Raw genomic sequence first — 19,321 nt, 5'->3', positions numbered from 1 at the left:
AGGTGAATGGGTTCTTTGGCCTTGATAAAAAAGGTCTGAATCGATTCTAGCCCAGGTTTTGATCTGGCGATGGGCTCTGCTGGCTGGGCATAATTTGCCCACTTGCAAAGGAGCCTGATGATGGATGCACAAACCCGACGCGGATCATTGGAAATGACCGCTGCCATGCTGATTTCCGGAACCATTGGCTGGTTCGTCCTGGTGTCCGGGCAACCGGTGCTGGATGTGGTGTTCTGGCGGTGCCTGTTCGGCGCCGGGACCTTGCTGCTGATTTGTGGAGCTTTCGGCTTTTTGCGTAAGAACATTCTGAGCAAGCGCGCCTTGATCCTCGCGGTGCTCAGTGGCGTGGCCATTGTCGGCAACTGGGTGCTGCTGTTCGGTTCCTACTCCCGGGCTTCGATCGCCATCGGCACCGCGGTGTACAACGTTCAGCCGTTCATTCTGGTGGCCCTCGGGGCGTTGTTCCTGGGAGAAAAGATCACCCCGCAGAAGCTGTTCTGGCTGGGCCTGTCGTTCGCCGGAATGCTGGCCATCGTCAGTGCCCACGGCAGCCAGGGCGAGGAGGGTGGCGACTACCTGTTGGGCATTGCCCTGGCCCTGGGCGCGGCGGCGCTGTACGCCTTTGCCGCGCTGCTGATCAAGCGCCTGAGCGGCACGCCGCCGCACCTGATCGCCCTGATCCAGGTCTGCACCGGGGTGCTGTTGCTGGCGCCCTGGGCCAACCTCGGCGCGCCACCCCAGCAGGCCAGCGCCTGGGCCAGCCTGCTGACCCTGGGCATTCTCCATACCGGGGTGATGTACGTGCTGCTGTACGGGGCGATCCAGAAACTGCCGACGGCCCTGACCGGCGCCTTGTCGTTCATCTACCCGATTGCGGCGATCCTGGTCGACTGGGTGGCCTTCGGGCACCGCCTGGGGCTGCTGCAATGGGTGGGCGTGGGGGCGATCCTGCTGGCCGCGGCCGGCATGCAGCAGGGCTGGACCCTCAAGCGCCGGCGCAGCGTTTTGCAGTAGGCGCTACAGGTTCTGGCGGGGGCCTGCAATAGGCTCCCCCGGGCCTGGCCGGGGCCCTGGCATGGGCCCTGTACCGGTCGGCGCCTGGCCTTGACAGGCCAACCCGCAGGGCTAGATTTTACCCTGCGCTGAGGCTTTTCCAGCGCACTTGCCCCCTGATCCAGGCCCCTGGGCATCCTGCCCTGGCGCGCCTCGGTCATCCGCAACCACCGGTTCGCGTCGTGCAGCGCCGGGCCGGCCCTGGAGCGCTCATGAGTACTCGACGCAAGGTTCCCGGAATCCGCAACTACGATGGTCCCGCCGGTGGCTGGGGCGCGCTCAAGGCCACTGCGACCGCGGTGCGCGAGCAGATGGACACCCTCAAGGCGCCGCTGACCCTGATGCGCACCAACCAGCCCGACGGCTTCGACTGCCCGGGCTGCGCCTGGCCGGACAAGGAGCACAAGTCGACCTTCCAGTTCTGTGAAAACGGCGCCAAGGCGGTGACCTGGGAGGCCACCAACAAGCGGGTAACCCCGGCGTTCTTCGCCCAGCATCCGGTGACCTCATTGCTGCAGCGTTCGGACTACGAACTCGAAGACCTCGGGCGCCTGACCGAGCCCCTGGTCTACGACCGCGCCAGCGACACCTTCAAGCCTGTGGCATGGCAGGACGCCTTTGCCCGCATCGGCGAGATCCTGCGCAGCCTGCAGCCCGAGCAGGTGGAGTTCTACACCTCCGGGCGCGCGTCCAACGAAGCGGCCTACCTGTACCAGCTGTTCGCCCGGGAATACGGCTGCAACAACTTTCCCGACTGCTCGAACATGTGCCACGAGCCCACCAGCGTCGGCCTGCCGCGGTCCATTGGCATCGGCAAGGGCACGGTGTCGCTGGAGGACTTCGACCTCTGCGAGCTGATCATCTCCATTGGCCACAACCCCGGCACCAACCACCCGCGGATGATGGGCACCCTGCATGAAGCTTCGCGGCGCAAGGTGCCGATCATGGTCTTCAACCCTTTGCGCGAGCGCGCCCTGGAGCGGTTCGCCGACCCGCAGAACATGGTGGAGATGGCCACCTACGGCTCCACCCGCATCGCCTCGTCGTACTTCCAGGTCAAGGCCGGCGGCGACGCGGCGGCTATCAAGGGCATCATGAAGGCGCTGCTGGCCCTGGAGGACAGCCTGGGGCAAGTCCTGGACCAGGCATTCATCGCCGAGCACACCCAGGGCTTCGAGGCCCTGGCGGCGGACCTGCATGCCACCGCCTGGGCAGACATCGAGCAGGCCAGCGGACTGCACCAGGCGGACCTGGAAATGGTCGCCGCGGCCTATGCCAAGTCCAACGCCACCATCGTCACCTACGGCATGGGCATCACCCAGCACAACGAAGGCACGGCCAATGTCCGGCTGATCTGCGACCTGCTGATGCTGCGGGGCAACCTGGGCAAGCCGGGGGCGGGGATCTGCCCGTTGCGCGGCCACTCCAACGTGCAGGGCAACCGCACCGTGGGCATTACCGAGAAGCCTTCCCCGGCCTTTCTCGACAAGCTGCAGCAGACCTTCGGCTTCACCCCGCCGGCGCATCACGGTCACGATGCGGTGCAAGCCATGCAGGCGATGATCGCCGGCAGCGCCAAGGCCCTGCTGTGTCTGGGGGGCAACTTTGCCGTGGCCCTGCCGGACCCGGGCCAGTGCTTCCCGGCCATGGGCAAGCTGGACCTGAGCGTGCACATCGCCACCAAGCTCAACCGCAGCCACCTGCTGGTGGCCCGGGAAACCTTCCTCTTTCCCTGCCTGGGCCGTACCGAGCTGGATATGCAGGACGGCCTGCGTCAGGCGATCACCGTCGAAGACTCGATGTCCATGGTGCATGCCTCGGCCGGCAAGCTGGCGCCGGCCTCCGAGTTTTTGCTGTCGGAGCCGGCGATCGTCGCCGGCATGGCCCGGGCCACCCTGCCGGGCAGCCGCGTGCCCTGGCTGGAGCTGGTGGCCGACTACGACAAGATCCGCGACCTGATCGAACAGACCGTGCCCGGCTTTGACGACTACAACGCCCGCATTCGCATGCCAGGTGGTTTCCGCATGCCCCTGGCGGCAGCCGAGCGGCAGTGGCTGACGCCCTCGGGCAAGGCCGAATTCTTCGTCTTTCCCGGGCTGCATGAGGACAAGGAAGTGGACGGCGCCGATGTGCTGCGGCTGATCACCCTGCGCAGCCACGACCAGTACAACACCACCATCTACGCCCTGGACGACCGCTATCGCGGGGTGTTCGGCCGCCGCGACGTACTGTTCATCAGCCCGGCGGACCTGGCCGCCCGGGGCCTGGCCCATGGCGACCTGGTGGACATCGAAACGGTGATCGGCGGGCGCCGGCTGCGCTACGAGAAGATCACCGCCATCGAATACAAGATCGCCAATGGCACGGTGGGCGCCTACTACCCCGAAGCCAACCGCCTGGTGCCCCTGGACTACCTGGACGTGGACAGCGGCACGCCGTCCTACAAATCGGTGCCGGTGCGAGTGTTGCGCTCAAGCCCCGCTTGAACGGAGCCACAGCGTCACAGCGCCTCGCGACTCGTGCAGCCGCTGCCGCAGGCTGCGTACGGTCGCGTAGCGGCCGCGGCGATCCGGAAAACGCTGATGCCCGGCGGTAGATCGCCAAGCAAGGCCCTGCGGTCCTTTGCGCAGCCTCGCAGGCTCGGCAGCGGCTACAGGGTCGTGCGCTGTGCAAGGCCAGAGATGCTTGATGGCCCGGGGATTCGGTGAGTGGGAGGGCGGCACCTTCCAGGGGGAGCAATCTCCCTGGCCAAGGTCACAATCTGCTATTTTCCTGTCGGTGATTTTTCCGACCGCAGCCTGTGGAACCCATAATGACCCAGCCGTCCTCCCTGGCCGAGCGCAAGCCCGAGCCCCAAGCCATCTGCAATCCCATCACCCGTAGCGCGATCTTCATCGTCGCCACCCTGGCGCCCGGCGCCGCTGCCGCGCAAACCGTGCGCGACTGGTGCGCCGATATCGCCGCCTTGACCCGTTCGGTGGGCAAGCGCGTCCCGGGGGGCAATCTGTCCTGTGTCTGCGGTTTTGGCTCCAGCGCCTGGGACCGCCTGTTCGGCGGCCCGCGCCCGGCGTCGCTGCACCCGTTCATCGAGGTGGGCGTGGAGGGGCGCCGCGCGCCATCGACTCCCGGCGACCTGCTGCTGCACATCCGTGCCGAACAGATGGACCTGTGCTTCGAGTTGGCCACGCAGTTGCTCAAGCCCCTGGGGGATTCGATCAAGGTGGTGGACGAGGTCCAGGGCTTCCGCTATTTCGACATGCGCAGCATGGTCGGCTTCGTCGACGGCACCGAGAACCCGGAAGGCCGCGAGGCGGTGGATTTCACCCTGGTGGGGGACGAGGACCCGCAGTTCTGCAATGGCAGCTACGTGCTGGTGCAGAAGTACCTGCACAACATGACCGCCTGGAACGAACTGACGGTGGAGGCCCAGGAGCGCATCATCGGCCGCACCAAACTGTCGGATATCGAACTCGACGATGCAGTGAAACCCAGCTGCTCACACAGCTCCCTGACCACCCTGGAAGAGAACGGCGAGGAGGTGAAGATCCTGCGCGACAACATGCCGTTCGGCCGCCCGGGCGCCGGGGAATTCGGCACCTATTTCATCGGCTACGCCCGCTCGCCACGGCCGGTGGAGCAGATGCTGGAGAACATGTTCGTCGGCCGCCCTGCAGGCAACTACGATCGCCTGCTGGACTTCAGCACCGCGGTCACCGGCGGGCTGTTCTTCGTGCCCTCCGCCGACCTGCTGGAAGACCTGGCCGAGCGCGCGCCCACCGGCCTGTAGGCGCAAAAAAAACCGGCCCGCTATTGCGGGCCGGGGTTGCAGGCTTTATCGCCCCTGCTCAGTGGCTGTGCATGCCGGCGGCTTGCATCAGCAGCCGCAACACGCCGGCCACCAGCCCCAGGCCCACCACACTGGCCAGCCAGATACCCCCCATCCACAGCAACCGCCGCCAGGTGGATGCCGGCCGCGTCGATAGCCTATCCATGCGCCAGCTCCAGCATCAGTGCGCCGCTGCAGGCGAGCATCAGCAGTGCGCCGATGAACAGCAGGCTCAGTTGCGCCACAGCCTTGTGCCAGGGCAGGGGTGTAGCTCGATCAATGGTAGCCATCGCCAATCCTCACTTTGCCGCGGAACACGTAGTAGCTCCAGCAGGTGTACATCAGGATGACCGGCAGGATGAACAGGGTGCCGATCAGGATGAACAGCTGGCTGGACAGCGGTGAAGCCGCCTCCCACAGGCTGATGGACGGCGGCACTATGTTCGGCCAGATGCTGAACGCCAGGCCGATGTAGCCGAGGAACACCAGCACCAGGGTGAACACGAACGGCCAGTGGGAATGGTGCTGGCGCAAAGTGCCCAGGAGCCCGCACAGTGCCGCCAGCCCCAGCACCAGCAGCGCACCGAAGATCACGATATGGGCATGGCTGAACCAGCGGTTGGCGATCTCCGGGTGCAGCAGCGCGGTCCACACGCAGAGCACCGCCACCACCGCGGTCAGCGCGAACGCCAGGGGCCGGGTGTAGTGGCGCATGCGCGCTTCCAGCATGCCTTCGGTCTTGACCAGCAGCCAGGTGCTGCCCAGCAGCGCATAGGCCACGATCAGCCCCAGGCCGCAGAACAGCGGGAAGGGCGCCAGCCAGTCCAGGGTGCCGCCGGCGAACTGCCGATCGACCACCGGGATGCCGCTGATATAGGTGCCGATCACGATGCCCTGGCACAGGGTCGCCAGCAGCGAGCCGCCGATGAACGCCCAATCCCAGATGTGCCGTTTCTCGGGGCTGGCCTTGAAGCGGAACTCGAAGGCCACGCCGCGGAAGATCAGCCCTGCGAGCATGAAGATCAGCGGCAGGTACAGGGCCTCCAGGATCACCGAATAGGCCAGGGGAAAGGCGCCGTACAGCGCCGCGCCACCGAGGATCAGCCAGGTCTCGTTACCGTCCCACACCGGGGCCACGGTGTTCATCATCACGTCCCGTTCCCGGGCATCGGGGATCAGCGGGAAGAGAATCCCCAGCCCCAGGTCGAAGCCGTCCATGATCACGTACATCATCACCCCGAAGGCAATGATCACGCCCCAGATCAACGACAGGTCTATGCCTTGAATCGTCATGTCGATATCCCTTGTTTCAGTGGTGTTGGTCGCTGGACGCAAAGGTCTCGGCGATGGCGGACAGTGGACGGCGCGGTGTTGGCTCCTGGCCGACAGGGTGGGTCGGCGGGTGCTCGTGGTGGGGCTGCGGGCCCTTGCGCACCAGCTTCATCATGTAGCCGATGCCCACGGCGAACACCGAGAAGTAGACCACCACGAACAGCGCCAGGGAGATGCTCAGTTGCGCCACGCTGTGGTTGGACGCGGCGTCGCTGGTGCGCAGCAGGCCGTACACCACCCAGGGCTGGCGCCCGACTTCGGTGGTGATCCAGCCTGCCAGCAGGGCGATCAGGCCGCTGGGGCCCATCCACAGCACCAGGCGCAGGAACAGGCGGTTGCGGTACAGCCCGCCGTTGCGTCGCAGCAGCAGGCCCAGCAACCCGGTGAGGATCATCAACATGCCCAGGCCGGCCATGATGCGGAAGCTGAAGAACACAATGGCCGAGTTGGGCCGGTCTTCCTTGGGGAAGCTCTTGAGCGCCGGGATCTGCTTATCCAGGCTGTGGGTCAGGATCAGGCTGCCCAGGTAGGGCACTTCCACGGCGTAGTCGGTTTTCTCGCCGTCCATGTTGGGAATGCCGAACAGCACCAGGGGCGAGGGTTCGCTGCCGTGGTTTTCCCAGTGGCCTTCGATGGCGGCGATCTTCGCCGGCTGGTGCTCCAGGGTGTTCAGGCCATGGGCGTCACCGACCACCGCCTGGATTGGTGCCACGATCAGCGCCATCCACAGCGCCATCGACAGCATCTTGCGCACCGGCGGCGTGTCGTTGCCCCGCAGCAGGTGCCAGGCGGCGCTCGATCCGACGAAGAACGCCGTGGCGACGAATGCGGCAATCGCCATGTGCATCAGGCGCAAGGGGAAGGACGGGTTGAAGACGATCGCCAGCCAGTCCATGGGCATGATCCGCCCATCGACGATGGAGAAGCCCTGGGGCGTCTGCATCCAGCTGTTGGAGGCGAGGATCCAGAAAGTCGAGATCAGGGTGCCGATGGCCACCATCACCGTGGCGAAAAAGTGCAGCCCGCGACCCACCCGGTTCCAGCCGAACAGCATGACCCCGAGAAAGCCCGCTTCGAGGAAGAACGCGGTCAGCACTTCATAGGTCAGCAGAGGGCCGGTGATACTCCCGGCGAAGTCCGAGAAGCGGCTCCAGTTGGTGCCGAACTCGTAGGCCATGACCAGTCCGGAAACCACGCCCATGCCGAAGTTGACGGCGAAAATCTTCGACCAGAAGTGGTACAGGTCCTTGTAGGTGCTGTTGTGGGTCTTGAGCCACAAGCCTTCGAGCACCGCCAGGAAACTGGCCAGGCCGATGGTGATGGCGGGAAAGATGATGTGGAACGAGACCGTGAACGCGAACTGGATGCGCGCTAGGTCGAGTGCCTGTAGATGAAACATGACGAAACCCTCGTAATGGCTGGGGGCCCGCGCAGGCGCCTTCCGGCCGCCGTGAACCCGGGTTCGCGGCGTACGGCAAAAGGCTGCGCGGGGCAGGCTGGAGCGGCGCCTTGGCCGCTCCGGCCGGGTCAAACGCCGACGGACTGGATCAGGTTGCTGGCCGCCGCCGGCTCAAGGCGGATGGCGATGAACTTGGAGGTCGGCGTGTAGGTGCGGTCGCCGTAGCTTTCCAGGGGCACCAGGGGGTTGGTCTCCGGGTAGTAGGCGGCCGACTGGCCGGCGGGAATGTCGTAGGCGATCAGGGTGAAACCGCTGACCCGGCGTTCCCGGCCGTCATCCCACAGCGACACGATGTCGACCTTCTGCCCCGGCTCGTAGCCCAGCCGGCGGATGTCGTCCTCGTTGGCGAACAGCACCTCGCGCATGCCGTAGACCCCGCGATAGCGGTCGTCCAGGCCATACAGGGTGGTGTTGTACTGGTCGTGGGAGCGCATGGTCTGCAGGATCAGGTCGGGCTTGACCTTGAGCTTGCGCACCCCGGCGCTGACCAGGTGTTCCGGCAGCTCGCTGGGGATGAACCGCGCCTTGCCGGTGGCGGTGTTCCAGCGCCGTTGGCTGGCGTCGTTGCCCAGGTGGAAGCCGCCGGGGTTGAGCAGCTTGAGGTTGAAGTCGGAAAAACCGGGGATGGTGTCGGCGATCAGGTCGCGGATGCGCCCGTAGTCTTCGATCGCCCACAGCCAGTCGATGGGGTGCTGGCCCAGGGTGGCGTTGGCGATGCCGGCGATGATCGCCGGTTCCGAACGCAGGTGCGGCGACTTGGGTTTGAGCTGGCCGTGGGAGATATGCACCATGCTGAAGGTGTCTTCCACGGTGATGCCTTGCGGGCCGTTGGCCTGGATGTCGATATCGGTGCGGCCCAGGCACGGCAGGATCAGCGCCTCGCGCCCGGTCACCAGGTGGCTGCGGTTGAGCTTGGTGGCGATGTGCACGGTGAGCTCGCAGTTGCGCAGGGCCGCGTGGGTGCGCGGGGTGTCCGGAGTGGCCTGGGCAAAGTTGCCCCCCAGGCCGATGAACACCTTGGCCCGGCCCTGTTCCATGGCCGAGATCGCCATCACCGTGTTGTGCCCGTGCTCCCGGGGCGGCTTGAAGCCGAAGCGCGCCTCAAGGGCATCCAGCAGCTCGGTGGGCGCCAGTTCGTTGATGCCCATGGTGCGATCGCCCTGCACGTTGCTATGGCCGCGCACCGGCGACAGGCCGGCGCCGGGACGGCCGATATTGCCCCGCAGCAACAGCACGTTGATCACTTCCTGGATGGTCGGCACCGAATGGGTGTGCTGGGTCAGGCCCATGGCCCAGCACATGATCGCGCGCTTGGCCTTGCGGTACATGCGCGCCGCCAGCTCGATGTCGGCCAGGCTCAGGCCGGACTGCTCGACGATGTGGTTCCAGGACGTGGCATCGACCTCGGCCAGGTAGCTGTCCAGGCCCGAGGTGTGTTCGGCGATGAAGGCCCGGTCGAACACCGCTTCGCCATTGTTGGCCAGGGCTTCGCGCTCCCAGCGCAGGAGGAACTTGGCGATGCCGCGAAAGGCCGCCATGTCGCCGCCCAGGGCCGGGCGGAAGTAGGCCGAGGAGGTGGGCTCGGAGCCGTTGGTGAGCATCTCCAGCGGGTGCTGCGGATGCTGGAAACGCTCCAGGCCACGTTCCTTGAGCGGGTTGAAGCAGATCACCTGGGCACCGCGTTTCACCGCCTCGCGTAGTGGCTCGAGCATCCGCGGGTGGTTGGTGCCGGGGTTCTGGCCGATGACGAAGATCGCGTCGGCCTGTTCCAGGTCATGGAACACCACCGTGCCCTTGCCCACGCCGACGCTTTCGAACATACCCACGGCACTGGCCTCGTGGCACATGTTGGAGCAGTCGGGGAAGTTGTTGGTGCCATAGGCGCGCACGAACAGTTGGTACAGGTAGGCCGCCTCGTTGCTGGCCCGGCCGGAGGTGTAGAACTCCGCCTGGTTGGGCGAGTCCAGGCCCTTGAGGTGGCTGGCAATCAGGTCGAAGGCTTCGTCCCAGGTGGTTTCCACATAGCGGTCCTGGGTGGCGTCATAGCGCATGGGGTGGGTCAGGCGGCCCTGGTACTCGAGCCAGTAGTCGCTCTGCGCGGCCAGGGCCGAGACCGTGTATTTGTTGAAGAAGGCCGGGTTCACCAGGCGCCCGGTGGCTTCCCAGTTGACCGCCTTGGCGCCGTTCTCGCAGAACTTGACCATGCCGTTTTCCGGCGACTCGCCCCAGGCGCAGCCGGGGCAGTCGAAGCCGCCGTTCTGGTTGGTCTTGAGCATGGCGCGGATGTTCTTGAAGGCATTCTCGCTGCCCAGCCAGTTCTTGGTCACTGCGATCAGCGCCCCCCAACCGGCAGCGGCGCCCTTGTAGGGTTTGTATCGATCAACTTCGCTCATGATATTTCTCCAATACAGCGCACGCAGGCAACCGGCCGACATTGAATCGATGTCAGTGATTGTTTGACTGCACAGGCTAAATGCGGTTGTTGTGAACTTGTTTGAGTTCGGTATTGCTTATTGGCGTGGAGTAACTTTCAGGGCTCGTTATATGGGCCACGAATAAAGCCTATTCGTCACCCGTGGCCGCTGTCTAATCGCAATTAATGACCGGCTGATCGAAAGCCTCTATCATCGTTAAAAACCTATATATATCAAATGGTTGATTGTTTGTTTCGGTCTTTGTTGGAAGCGATTTGAGGAGTGATAGATTGTATTGATCAGCCAGTTGTTAATAGCGATTGGACGGGGCTTTTAATGGCTTTTAATCTTGCCGCCAATAACACCTTCTGCATGTTCTTGTGTGGAAGAACTTCAACTAATCGCGATGGATTCCCACCGTCGAAAGAGGCTCGGATGTCAGATCAGGTATTGCTCGATGGCTTCGCTCGGCGGGTCGACTATCTGCGCATGTCGGTGACCGACCGCTGCGATTTCCGCTGTGTGTATTGCATGGCCGAGGACATGCAGTTCCTGCCGCGCCAACGCATTCTTACCCTGGAAGAGCTGTACCAGCTGGCCGAACGTTTCGTGGCCCTGGGCACCCGCAAGATCCGCCTCACTGGCGGCGAGCCGCTGATCCGCCCCGGGGTGGTCCAGCTGTGCCGGGACATTGCCCGGCTGCCCGGGCTGCGGGAGCTGTGCATGACCACCAACGGCTCGCAACTGGGCAAGCTGGCCGCGCCGTTGTTCGACGCCGGGGTCAAGCGCCTGAACATCAGCCTCGACAGCCTGGACCCGACCCTGTTTCGGCAGCTGACCCGCACCGGCGAGCTGGGCCAGGTGGTTGCCGGCATCGACGCGGCGATTGCCGCCGGCTTTGAGCGCACCAAGCTCAACTGTGTGGTGATGAAAGGGCGCAACGACCAGCAGATCAACGAACTGGTGGCCTTTGCCATCGACCGCGGCCTGGACATCTCCTTTATCGAGGAAATGCCCCTGGGCACCATCAGCGAACACAGCCGCAGCGATGCGTTCTTTTCCAGTGCCCGGGTTCGCGAGCGGATCGCCGAGCGCTACACCCTGATCGAGTCCGCCGAGTCGACCCAGGGCCCGTCGCGCTACTGGCGCCTGGCCGAGGCGCCGCACATTCGCCTGGGGTTCATCTCGCCCCACAGCCACAACTTCTGCGGCACCTGCAACCGCGTGCGCCTGACCGTCGAAGGCCGCTTGCTGCTGTGCCTGGGCAACGAGCACTCGGTGGACCTCAAGGCCGTGCTGCGCGCTCACCCCGGCGATACCGGGCGCCTGCAGCGGGCCATAGTCGAGGCGATGAAACTCAAGCCCTACAGCCATCACTTCGAACTCAACGACGAGGTGCAGGTGGTGCGCTTCATGAACATGACCGGCGGCTGAACCGCTGCTCATCACGGCTTTTCATTGTGCAAAGGTTCTACCCCGATGATCGTCAGATCCAAACCCAACCTGATCAGCGTGCTGATTTCCCTCAAGGGGTCGATTGCCAAGCGCATCGCCCTGCGCAGCCTGCTGGTGACCCTGCTGGCCTCGGCCATCGTGCTGATCGAGACCTTGCACCCGGCGTATTTCTCCAAGGTCAATGCCACCCCGTTCACCTTGCTCGGCCTGTCGCTGTCGATCTTCATGAGCTTTCGCAACAACGCCTGCTACGACCGCTGGTACGAAGCGCGCAAGGCCCTGGGCACGGTGGTGACCGAGGTGCGCTCGATGATCCGCGAAACCCAGGTGCTTGAAGACACCCGGGCGCGCAGCGCGATCCTGCGTGACCTGTGCGGTTTCGCCCATGCCCTCAAGGCCCGGCTGCGCCGCGAAGATGAACTGAGCGCTGCCGAAACCTGGCTCAGCCAGTTGCCGCCGGCAAGCACCAGCAACCTGCCGGACAGCCTGCTGCGCCAGATCGCGCGCCAGTGTTCGGACCAGGCCCAGGCGGGGCGGCTCAGCGAATGGCGCTACCTGCTGCTGGCCAATCAACTGGCAGCCATCACCGGCGCGCAATCCACCTGCGAGCGGATCAAGGCCACGCCGCTGCCGTTTCCCTACACGTTGCTGCTGCACCGCACCAGCTACATGTTCTGCATCCTCCTGCCCTTTGCCATGGCCGAGCCCCTGGGCTGGCTGACGCCGATCTTCACCGCCATCGTCAGCTACACCTTCTTCGGCCTGGACGCCATTGGCGACGAGCTGGAAGACCCCTTCGGCCACGACGAGAACGACCTGCCGCTGAGCGCCATCGTGCGCAACATCGAGCGCGAGATTCTCGAAGCCCTGGGGGCCACCGAACTGCCGCCGGCGCTGGAGCCGGTGGACTATGTCCTGAGCTGATCCACTGTTGTTATCCGAGGTTGCACATGAATGAACTCACTCACCTGGACGACCAGGGCCGGGCCAGCATGGTGGATGTCACCTGCAAGGCCGCTACCGAGCGCGAGGCCCAGGCTCGGGCCTGGGTACGCATGCTCCCGGCCACCCTGCAACTGATCCAGGACCAGGGCCATCCCAAGGGCGATGTGTTCGCCGTGGCGCGCATCGCCGGAATCATGGCGGCAAAGAAGACCCACGAACTGATCCCCCTGTGCCACCCGTTGCTGCTCACCGGGATCCACATCGAACTGCAGGCACTGCCGCCGGACCGGGTGCAGATCACCAGTTGCTGCCGGCTCAACGGCGCCACCGGGGTCGAGCTGGAAGCCATGACCGCCGCCAGCGTGGCGGCGCTGACGATCTATGACATGTGCAAGGCGGTGGACCGCGCCATGGTCATCGAAGGGCTGCACCTGCTGAAGAAGCAGGGCGGCAAGTCCGGCACCTTTATCGCAGGAGAGGCCCGATGATTCTGGTCAACTACTTTGCCCGCTACCGTGAGCAACTGGGCTGCGGTGGCGAGAAACTGCCCCTGGATGCCAGCCTGCGCACCGTCGAGGACCTGCGCCAGCGGCTGATGGCCCGGGGTGAAACCTGGGCGCAGGTGCTGGGGGAGAACAGCCTGATGTGCGCGCTGAACCAGGAACTGTGCAAGCTCGATGCGGCCATCGAGGACTTCGATGAAATCGCCTTCTTTCCGCAAGTGACCGGGGGCTGAGCATGAGCATCCAGGTGCAGACCCAGGCGTTGAGCCTCGACCAGTTGAATGCCGGCTTGCAGGCCGGCGACGCCAGCGTCGGCGGCGTGGTGACCTTTGTCGGTTATGTGCGCGATCTCAACCTGGGGGAGGCGGTGCACAGCCTGTTTCTTGAACACTACCCGGGCATGACCGAGCGCTCGCTGCAGCGCATCGTGGAGCAGGCCCAGGCGCGCTGGCCGCTGAACCGGGTGAGCCTGGTGCACCGGGTGGGGTTGCTGCAGGTGGGTGAGCCCATCGTCTTTGTCGGGGTGGCCAGCGCCCATCGCCAAGCGGCCTTCGAGGCTTGCGCCTTCATCATGGATTACCTCAAGACCCGCGCCCCGTTCTGGAAACGCGAAGTCACCCCGGCCGGCGAACGCTGGATCGACGGCCGCGAGAGCGACCGGCAGGCGGCCGAACGTTGGGGTGTAGAACATTGAGCTTATGCCGCTGACAGAGGCTTGAGGGAAGGGGCTAGCCACGCCGGATGCATGTCATCCGGCGTGGTGCATTTACACCGGGCTGTAGATCCGTGGGGCGTTGCGGTGGGGGACGTGGATCAGGTTCAGGCGATGCTTGTTGGCCCATTGCACGGTGAGTGCGGTCGGCGCCGAGAGGCTGACCAGGGTGCCGAGGCGGGCGCGCACGGCCTTGTGGATCAGTTCCAGGCTGCAACGGCTGGTGACCACGGTAAAGCCCTGGCGGCCATCGACCCCGGCCTGCAGCAGCGCGCCAATCAGCTTGTCCAGGGCGTTGTGGCGGCCGATGTCTTCCTGGCACAGGCGCACCTCGCCCTGTTCGTCGAAGTACAGCGCCGCATGCAGGGCACCGCTGCTGCGGGCCATGTGCTGGGCCTGTTCGATGCGCTCGCGCAGGCCCTGCAGGTGTTCGGCAGGTGGCAGGGCCGCGGGTTCGAGGATCTGCAGTTGCGGCAGCGCCTGTTCCAGGGCCTCCACTCCGCACAGGCCACAGCCGCTGGTGCCGGCCATTTGCCGGCGATGGTCCTTGAGCGCCCAGAACGCCCGGCTGGAAATTTCCACGTCGGCCTGGCAGGCCTGGGGGAAGTGGCTGAGGCGGATGTCGTAGATTTCGCCGAGGTCATTGACGATGTCGTTGGTGATGCTGAAGCCGCGAATGAAGTCTTCCAGGTTGCCCGGAGACACCATCATCACCGCCTGGCTCAGGCCGTTGTAGGTGATCGCCAGGGCGATCTCGGCGGCCAGCGGCGCCTCGGCCATCGGGCCGTCGGCGCTGTACTCGCGATAGGCCACCCGCTGCGGCGCCGGCGCCGGCGCATTGGCCTCGGGTTGTTGCTCCGTTTGTTCGATCCGGCAAACCATGACCACACCTCGTTGCATTCGATTTGCCCAGGGCCATGGGCGGCCCTGGGGCATTGATTCACTCTTTGATCGCAAACAGCTTCTTGGCTTCGGCGAAGCACTTTTCGGCAATCGCCGAGCGCGGCTCGGTCTTGCGCATCACCAGCCCCAGTGGCGCCAGCACGCTGGCATCCGGCAGTTGGATAAAGGCCAGGTTCTCGATGGGCGAATCCAGGCCGCTGTCCAGGGGCATGATCGAGCAGCAGAAGCCTTCGTGGATCGCCTGGAACAGCTGGTAGGTGGAGTCGCTTTCCAGGATCGGCTGCGGGTTCAGCCCGCGGCTGCGAAAGCTCAGGTCGATGGACTTGCGATAGTGCATGCCGGTGCTGAGCATGCCCAGCGGCAGTTCGGCGGCGTCCTCCCAGCTCATCTCGGTGCCTTCGAAATGAAAGTGCCGGGTGTCGTAGAGCAGGCCGACCCGGGTCTCGCCGATCTCGAAGAAGTCCAGGTAGTTGGGGTTGACGTGGTCCAGGTAGCAGACCCCCAGGTCCAGCTGGTTGTTGCCGATGTCCTCGATGATCCGGTCGGAGCTCATGGACGACAGGCTGAACTGCAGTTCCGGGAAGCTCGACGATAGCTGTTGCACGTAGCTGATGGGGTTGAAGCCGCTCAGCGGTACCAGCCCCAGGCGCAGCTTGCCCACCAGTTGCCCGCGGCAGGCAGCGGCTTCGGCGAACAGCCCGTCATGGGCTGCCAGCAGGGTCTTGGCCCAGGCCAGCACCCGCTCGCCGGCTTCGGTGAAGCCTTCGAAGCGCTGGCCACGGGTGACCAGGATCAGGTCCAGTTCATCCTCAAGATTGCGCAGGCGCATGGACAGGGTCGGCTGGGTGATATGGCAGCGCGCGGCGGCCTGGCCAAAGTGCCGGGTCTGCTCCAGGGCGATCAGAAACTTGAGTTGCTTGATGTCCACGGTGGCACCTGTTGTGGGAAAAGTCGGGTTCAGTAATAACGCAGGTGTTGCGCCCATGAAAAGGCCTGGGGCCTTGCCCGGTCGCGCCCTTGGGCACCTCCGGCGGTGTTCAGGCCAGGGGCTTGGGGCCTGCTTCAGACAGTAGTTCAGGGGTATTGAAGTTGCTCAGCCGCGGATCGTCCGCGGCGCAGGGCAGGGGCCTCAGCCCATGGGCGGCCAGGGCCCGCAGCAGGCTGCGCTCGCCGTTGTCCCAGGCCTGGCGCAGGTCACCCAGCAGCGCCGTGGGGATCAGGCTGAACATGGGTTGCCATTGCCCGGCCTGCTGCACCATCACCGGCCTGGTGTCGTTGCCGCGGGCATCCAGCAGGGCCTGGATCAGCGCCGCGTCGATCTGCGGCGCATCGCAGGCCAGCACCAGCAGCCAGGGGTGGCGGGCCGTCGCGAGGCCGGCCAGGACTCCGGCCAGGGGCCCGGGGAAATCCTTCTGCCCGTCCTCCACCAAGCGGTCGGCATAGGCCCGGTAGCGCTCGGCGTTGCGGTTGCAGGAAATGATCAGGTCATCGCTCAAGGGCCGCACCACCGCCTGCACATGGGCAATCAGCGGCTGGCCGCGCCAGGCCACCAGGCCCTTGTCCTGGCCGCCCATGCGCGAGCCGCGGCCACCGGCCAGCAGCAGGATCGAGCAGGGCAGGGAACAGGCGGGGGCGGGCTGGGTCGGGGTCATGGCAGGACGCATATCAAGTAGGTGGCGCAAACGATGGCATTGTCCTTCGGGTACGTCCAATCGGAAGTGTTGAATGGCCGATTGACGGGCTTTATCGGCCCCCTGGCAGGGCCCGGCAGGATGATAGAGCGCATCGATAATCCGGTCAGCCAGAACGATTAGACAGCCGCGTCGGCGGGCCTTTAGCCTGGGTTCATGATTTTTAGCCTGCCGGTCGGAGAATGACATGAGCGTGAAGTCGGATGCGTTGTTTGTACCCTTGAACATTGCCGTGCTGACGGTCAGCGATACCCGGGAATATGCCACTGACACCTCCGGGCAACTGCTGGTCAGCCGCCTGCTGGAGGCCGGCCACAGCCTGGCCGAGCGCAACCTGCTCAAGGATGACCTGTACAAGATCCGCGCCCAGGTGGCGGCCTGGATCGCCGACGAGCGCATCCAGGTGGTGCTGATCACCGGTGGCACCGGCTTTACCGGCCGCGACAGCACCCCGGAAGCCGTGGGCTGCCTGCTGGACAAGCACATCGACGGTTTCGGCGAGCTGTTTCGCGCCATCTCGATTCTCGATATCGGCACCTCCACGGTGCAGAGCCGGGCCCTGGCCGGGCTGGCCAACGGCACCCTGGTGTGCTGCCTGCCGGGCTCCACCGGGGCCTGCCGCACCGCCTGGGAAGGCATCCTCGCCGAGCAGCTGGATGCCCGCCACCGGCCATGCAACTTCGTGCCGCACCTCAAGCCGGTGCAGGCCTGCGAGAGCCGGGGATGAGCCAGAACCCACTGATGCCGGTGGAAGAGGCACTGGCCTGCCTGCTGGCCATGGCCGACGCCCAGCGCCTGCCGGAGAGCGAAACCCTGGCCGTGGATCAGGCCCGGCAACGGGTGCTGGCCACCGACCTGGTGGCGACCCTGGACCTGCCGCCCTGGCCCAACAGTGCCATGGACGGCTACGCCCTGAACCTGCAGTACTGGGACGGTGCACCGTTGCTGGTAGCGCAGACCGTGTTCGCCGGGCAGCCCGGTGCGCCCCTGCAACCGGGCAGCTGTGCGCGGATCTTCACCGGCGCCCCGGTGCCCGAAGGCGCCGACTGCGTCGAGATGCAAGAGAACGTCGAGCTGCTGGAAGACGGCCGGGTGCGTTTTACCCAGGCCCTGAAAACGGGGCAGAACATTCGCCCCCAGGGCCAGGAGAACCGCGCCGGCGAGGTGTTGCTGCAGGCCGGCAAGCGCCTCGGCCCCTTCGAACTGGCGGTGGCCGCCGCCCAGGGCTGCACCGAGTTGCAGGTGGTGCGCCGCCCGCGCGTGGCGCTGCTGTCCACCGGCGATGAATTGCTGGAGCCGGGCATGCCCATGCGCCCCGGCTGCATCTACAACAGCAACCGTACCCTGCTCAGGCACTGGCTGGACGCCCTGGGCTGCGAGGTGATCGACGCCGGGATCCTGCCCGACCGGCCGCAGCACACCCGCCTCAGGCTGGAGCAGTTGCAGCATGGCGCGGACCTGATCCTGACCACCGGCGGCGTTTCCGCCGGGGATGCCGACTGCCTCGGGCAGGTGCTCAGGGACTGTGGCCGGCCGCTGTTCTGGAAACTCGCCATCAAGCCCGGCAAGCCCCTGACCGTGGGTTACTTCGGCCAGGTGCCGGTGATCGGCCTGCCGGGCAACCCGGCCTCGGCACTGGTGACCTTCGGCCTGTTGGCCCGGGCCTACCTGCTGCGGCTGCAGGGGGTACAGGAGGTGGCGCCGCTGAGCGTCGAGGTGCCTGTGGCCTTCGCTTGGCCCAAGGCCGGCAAGCGCCGCGAGTACCTGCGGGCGCGCCTGGAGAACGGCCGCGCCGTGCTCTATCCGAACCAGAGTTCCGGGGTGTTGCTGGGGGCTTCCTGGGCCGATGGCCTGGTGGAAATCGTCGAGGGCCGGACCTTGCAGGCAGGGGATCGGGCACCCTTCATTCCTTTCAGCGAGCTGTTCTAGATCTTCCAGTGCCGGGCGCTCTTGGCCAGGCGCTGGTGCATCTCTCCGAGGGTCGCGGCCAGTTGCCGGGTCAGCAGCCGGTAACCATCCAGGGCCGAATACACCGGTGCCTCCAGAGCGTTTTCGGGGTGGCCTTCCACGGATTTCTCCAGGCGCTGGGTGACCCCCGATTGCAGGGCCCGGGCCATTCCGATCAGTTGCACGCGGATCTGCCGGTGCTCGGCCTTGAGCGCCAGTTGCATCTGCGCCATGGCCTGCGGGTCGCTGGCATCGGGGCGGGTGTTGCCGAGGATCTCGAGGGTGCTGATGCACATGCGCAGGTTGCGCTGGATGGCGTCCAGCTCGGTCATGGAAATCCGTACTTCCTTGGACACCGAAGGCATCAGCGAACGCAGTTGCAGCATGGCGCTGTTGACCCGGCCCAGGAGCTTGAGGTGCTCGTCGTCGGTCACCGACTGGCCCTTGATGATCCGCCCGTACAACTGCGCGCAGTCGCGCAGGGCGCTGGCCAGGTTGTAGCGCCAGGAGTACACCGCATACAGCGGAATGGCGAAGGAAAACGCCAGGGCCAGGGCAATCCCGATGAGGATGTCCACCGCCCGCCACAGGCCGTCGCTGACCTGGTTGTCACCGTGGCCGGCGACGATGAACACGGTGATCGCCGCCAGCAGCGCGGTGTAGCCGCCCTTGCCGATGGCGTGATAGGAAAAGTAGCCGCACACCACCGACATGCCCAGGTAGGTCAGCCAGGGGTGGCCGAAGTAGGCCTGCTGCACCACCAGCACCAGCCCGACCCCGGCGCCCACCAGGGTGCCGATAGCCCGTTCCGCGGCCTTCTTGCCGATGTTGCCGTGGTGCTGCAGGCCACCGATCACCACCAGCATGGTCACCGAGGCCCATTCGCCGTGGGGCAGGTTGAGGCCGGTGGTCAGCACGATGGTGGCGATCAGGCCGAGGGCGACCCGCACCGCGTGGATCAGTCGGGCGTGACGGTAGCGCCGGTACGGGTCGAGCACGGGACGCAGCAGGCGGCGCAGCAAAGGTGGCAGGGTGATGCCCCGCAGGTGTTTGAACGGGCCCAGATCGGTTCCTCCGGTTG

The 19,321-nt window shown here is 65.4% G+C and carries 19 protein-coding genes; 10 read left to right on the top strand and 9 right to left on the bottom strand.

Annotation, left to right across the window (positions count from 1 at the left end):
• Window positions 1-120 precede the first annotated feature (120 nt).
• The 3 genes from AC07R1_RS08465 to AC07R1_RS08455 all read left to right on the top strand — a co-directional run bounded on the left by AC07R1_RS08465 (window position 121) and on the right by AC07R1_RS08455 (window position 4,840).
• On the top strand, window positions 121-1,014 hold the full coding sequence (locus AC07R1_RS08465) for a DMT family transporter (RefSeq protein WP_011062011.1): 894 nt from the start codon (window positions 121-123) through the stop codon (window positions 1,012-1,014).
• A gap of 251 nt (window positions 1,015-1,265) precedes the next feature.
• Window positions 1,266-3,539 (top strand): FdhF/YdeP family oxidoreductase, encoded by a 2,274-nt coding sequence (locus AC07R1_RS08460; protein ID WP_495110411.1) that lies wholly within the window; start codon window positions 1,266-1,268, stop codon window positions 3,537-3,539.
• 326 nt (window positions 3,540-3,865) lie between these two features.
• Window positions 3,866-4,840: a Dyp-type peroxidase gene (locus AC07R1_RS08455; protein ID WP_015636148.1), complete on the top strand. Its 975-nt coding sequence runs from the start codon at window positions 3,866-3,868 to the stop codon at window positions 4,838-4,840.
• 58 nt (window positions 4,841-4,898) lie between these two features.
• Here the strand turns inward: AC07R1_RS08455 and AC07R1_RS08450 are convergent, their stop codons facing one another.
• From AC07R1_RS08450 to AC07R1_RS08430, 5 genes are all read right to left on the bottom strand, one after another.
• Complete coding sequence (locus AC07R1_RS08450) at window positions 4,899-5,045, bottom strand: DUF2474 domain-containing protein (protein ID WP_492617314.1); 147 nt, start codon at window positions 5,043-5,045, stop codon at window positions 4,899-4,901.
• Entirely contained in the window at window positions 5,038-5,169 is a 132-nt protein-coding gene (locus tag AC07R1_RS08445) for a hypothetical protein (protein WP_015636146.1), read from the bottom strand. The genes AC07R1_RS08450 and AC07R1_RS08445 overlap by 8 nt, the downstream gene beginning before the upstream one ends.
• On the bottom strand, window positions 5,156-6,172 hold the full coding sequence (gene cydB / locus AC07R1_RS08440; RefSeq protein ID WP_015636145.1) for a cytochrome d ubiquinol oxidase subunit II: 1,017 nt from the start codon (window positions 6,170-6,172) through the stop codon (window positions 5,156-5,158). Before cydB ends, AC07R1_RS08445 begins: the two co-directional genes overlap by 14 nt.
• Before the next feature lie 16 nt (window positions 6,173-6,188).
• Window positions 6,189-7,610 (bottom strand): cytochrome ubiquinol oxidase subunit I, encoded by a 1,422-nt coding sequence (locus AC07R1_RS08435; protein WP_495110410.1) that lies wholly within the window; start codon window positions 7,608-7,610, stop codon window positions 6,189-6,191.
• A 128-nt stretch (window positions 7,611-7,738) separates the two neighbouring features.
• Complete coding sequence (locus AC07R1_RS08430) at window positions 7,739-10,063, bottom strand: FdhF/YdeP family oxidoreductase (protein ID WP_053152590.1); 2,325 nt, start codon at window positions 10,061-10,063, stop codon at window positions 7,739-7,741.
• A gap of 456 nt (window positions 10,064-10,519) precedes the next feature.
• Here AC07R1_RS08430 and moaA point away from each other — a divergent pair, with 456 nt between their 5' ends.
• The 5 genes from moaA to moaE are packed head-to-tail and all read left to right on the top strand — an operon-like array spanning window position 10,520 to window position 13,681.
• Window positions 10,520-11,518: a GTP 3',8-cyclase MoaA gene (moaA, locus tag AC07R1_RS08425; RefSeq protein WP_041752364.1), complete on the top strand. Its 999-nt coding sequence runs from the start codon at window positions 10,520-10,522 to the stop codon at window positions 11,516-11,518.
• A gap of 45 nt (window positions 11,519-11,563) precedes the next feature.
• Window positions 11,564-12,463 (top strand): bestrophin family protein, encoded by a 900-nt coding sequence (locus tag AC07R1_RS08420; protein ID WP_011062003.1) that lies wholly within the window; start codon window positions 11,564-11,566, stop codon window positions 12,461-12,463.
• A gap of 26 nt (window positions 12,464-12,489) precedes the next feature.
• Window positions 12,490-12,972 (top strand): cyclic pyranopterin monophosphate synthase MoaC, encoded by a 483-nt coding sequence (moaC, locus tag AC07R1_RS08415; RefSeq protein WP_036996513.1) that lies wholly within the window; start codon window positions 12,490-12,492, stop codon window positions 12,970-12,972.
• The gene (gene moaD, locus AC07R1_RS08410; RefSeq protein ID WP_011062001.1) at window positions 12,969-13,220 is read left to right on the top strand and encodes a molybdopterin converting factor subunit 1; all 252 of its coding nucleotides are present in this window, start codon (window positions 12,969-12,971) and stop codon (window positions 13,218-13,220) included. Before moaC ends, moaD begins: the two co-directional genes overlap by 4 nt.
• Before the next feature lie 2 nt (window positions 13,221-13,222).
• Entirely contained in the window at window positions 13,223-13,681 is a 459-nt protein-coding gene (gene moaE, locus AC07R1_RS08405) for a molybdopterin synthase catalytic subunit MoaE (protein ID WP_047337222.1), read from the top strand.
• Window positions 13,682-13,753: 72 nt separating this feature from the next.
• Here the strand turns inward: moaE and fdhD are convergent, their stop codons facing one another.
• The 3 genes from fdhD to mobA form a co-directional block, all read right to left on the bottom strand.
• A complete protein-coding gene (gene fdhD / locus AC07R1_RS08400; RefSeq protein WP_220222879.1) occupies window positions 13,754-14,581 on the bottom strand; it encodes a formate dehydrogenase accessory sulfurtransferase FdhD in 828 nt (275 codons plus the stop codon).
• 58 nt (window positions 14,582-14,639) lie between these two features.
• Window positions 14,640-15,530: a LysR family transcriptional regulator gene (locus AC07R1_RS08395; RefSeq protein WP_011061998.1), complete on the bottom strand. Its 891-nt coding sequence runs from the start codon at window positions 15,528-15,530 to the stop codon at window positions 14,640-14,642.
• 109 nt (window positions 15,531-15,639) lie between these two features.
• Window positions 15,640-16,254, bottom strand: coding sequence for a molybdenum cofactor guanylyltransferase MobA (mobA, locus tag AC07R1_RS08390; protein ID WP_041118955.1), 615 nt, complete (start codon window positions 16,252-16,254; stop codon window positions 15,640-15,642).
• 226 nt (window positions 16,255-16,480) lie between these two features.
• Between mobA and moaB the strand changes: the two genes are divergently transcribed.
• Both moaB and AC07R1_RS08380 read left to right on the top strand, forming a co-directional pair.
• Window positions 16,481-17,020, top strand: a complete 540-nt coding sequence (gene moaB / locus AC07R1_RS08385; RefSeq protein ID WP_011061996.1) for a molybdenum cofactor biosynthesis protein B — start codon at window positions 16,481-16,483, stop codon at window positions 17,018-17,020.
• Entirely contained in the window at window positions 17,017-18,222 is a 1,206-nt protein-coding gene (locus AC07R1_RS08380) for a molybdopterin molybdotransferase MoeA (protein ID WP_495110409.1), read from the top strand. Before moaB ends, AC07R1_RS08380 begins: the two co-directional genes overlap by 4 nt.
• Here the strand turns inward: AC07R1_RS08380 and AC07R1_RS08375 are convergent.
• Window positions 18,219-19,262, bottom strand: a complete 1,044-nt coding sequence (locus AC07R1_RS08375) for an FUSC family protein (RefSeq protein WP_065363310.1) — start codon at window positions 19,260-19,262, stop codon at window positions 18,219-18,221. The genes AC07R1_RS08380 and AC07R1_RS08375 overlap by 4 nt on opposite strands.
• Window positions 19,263-19,321 lie beyond the last annotated feature (59 nt).

This window comes from Pseudomonas sp. GW821-FHT07F01, assembly GCF_059418825.1.
The sequence above is the reverse complement of the archived record's forward strand: the minus strand, read 5'-3'. Positions and strand labels throughout refer to the sequence as shown.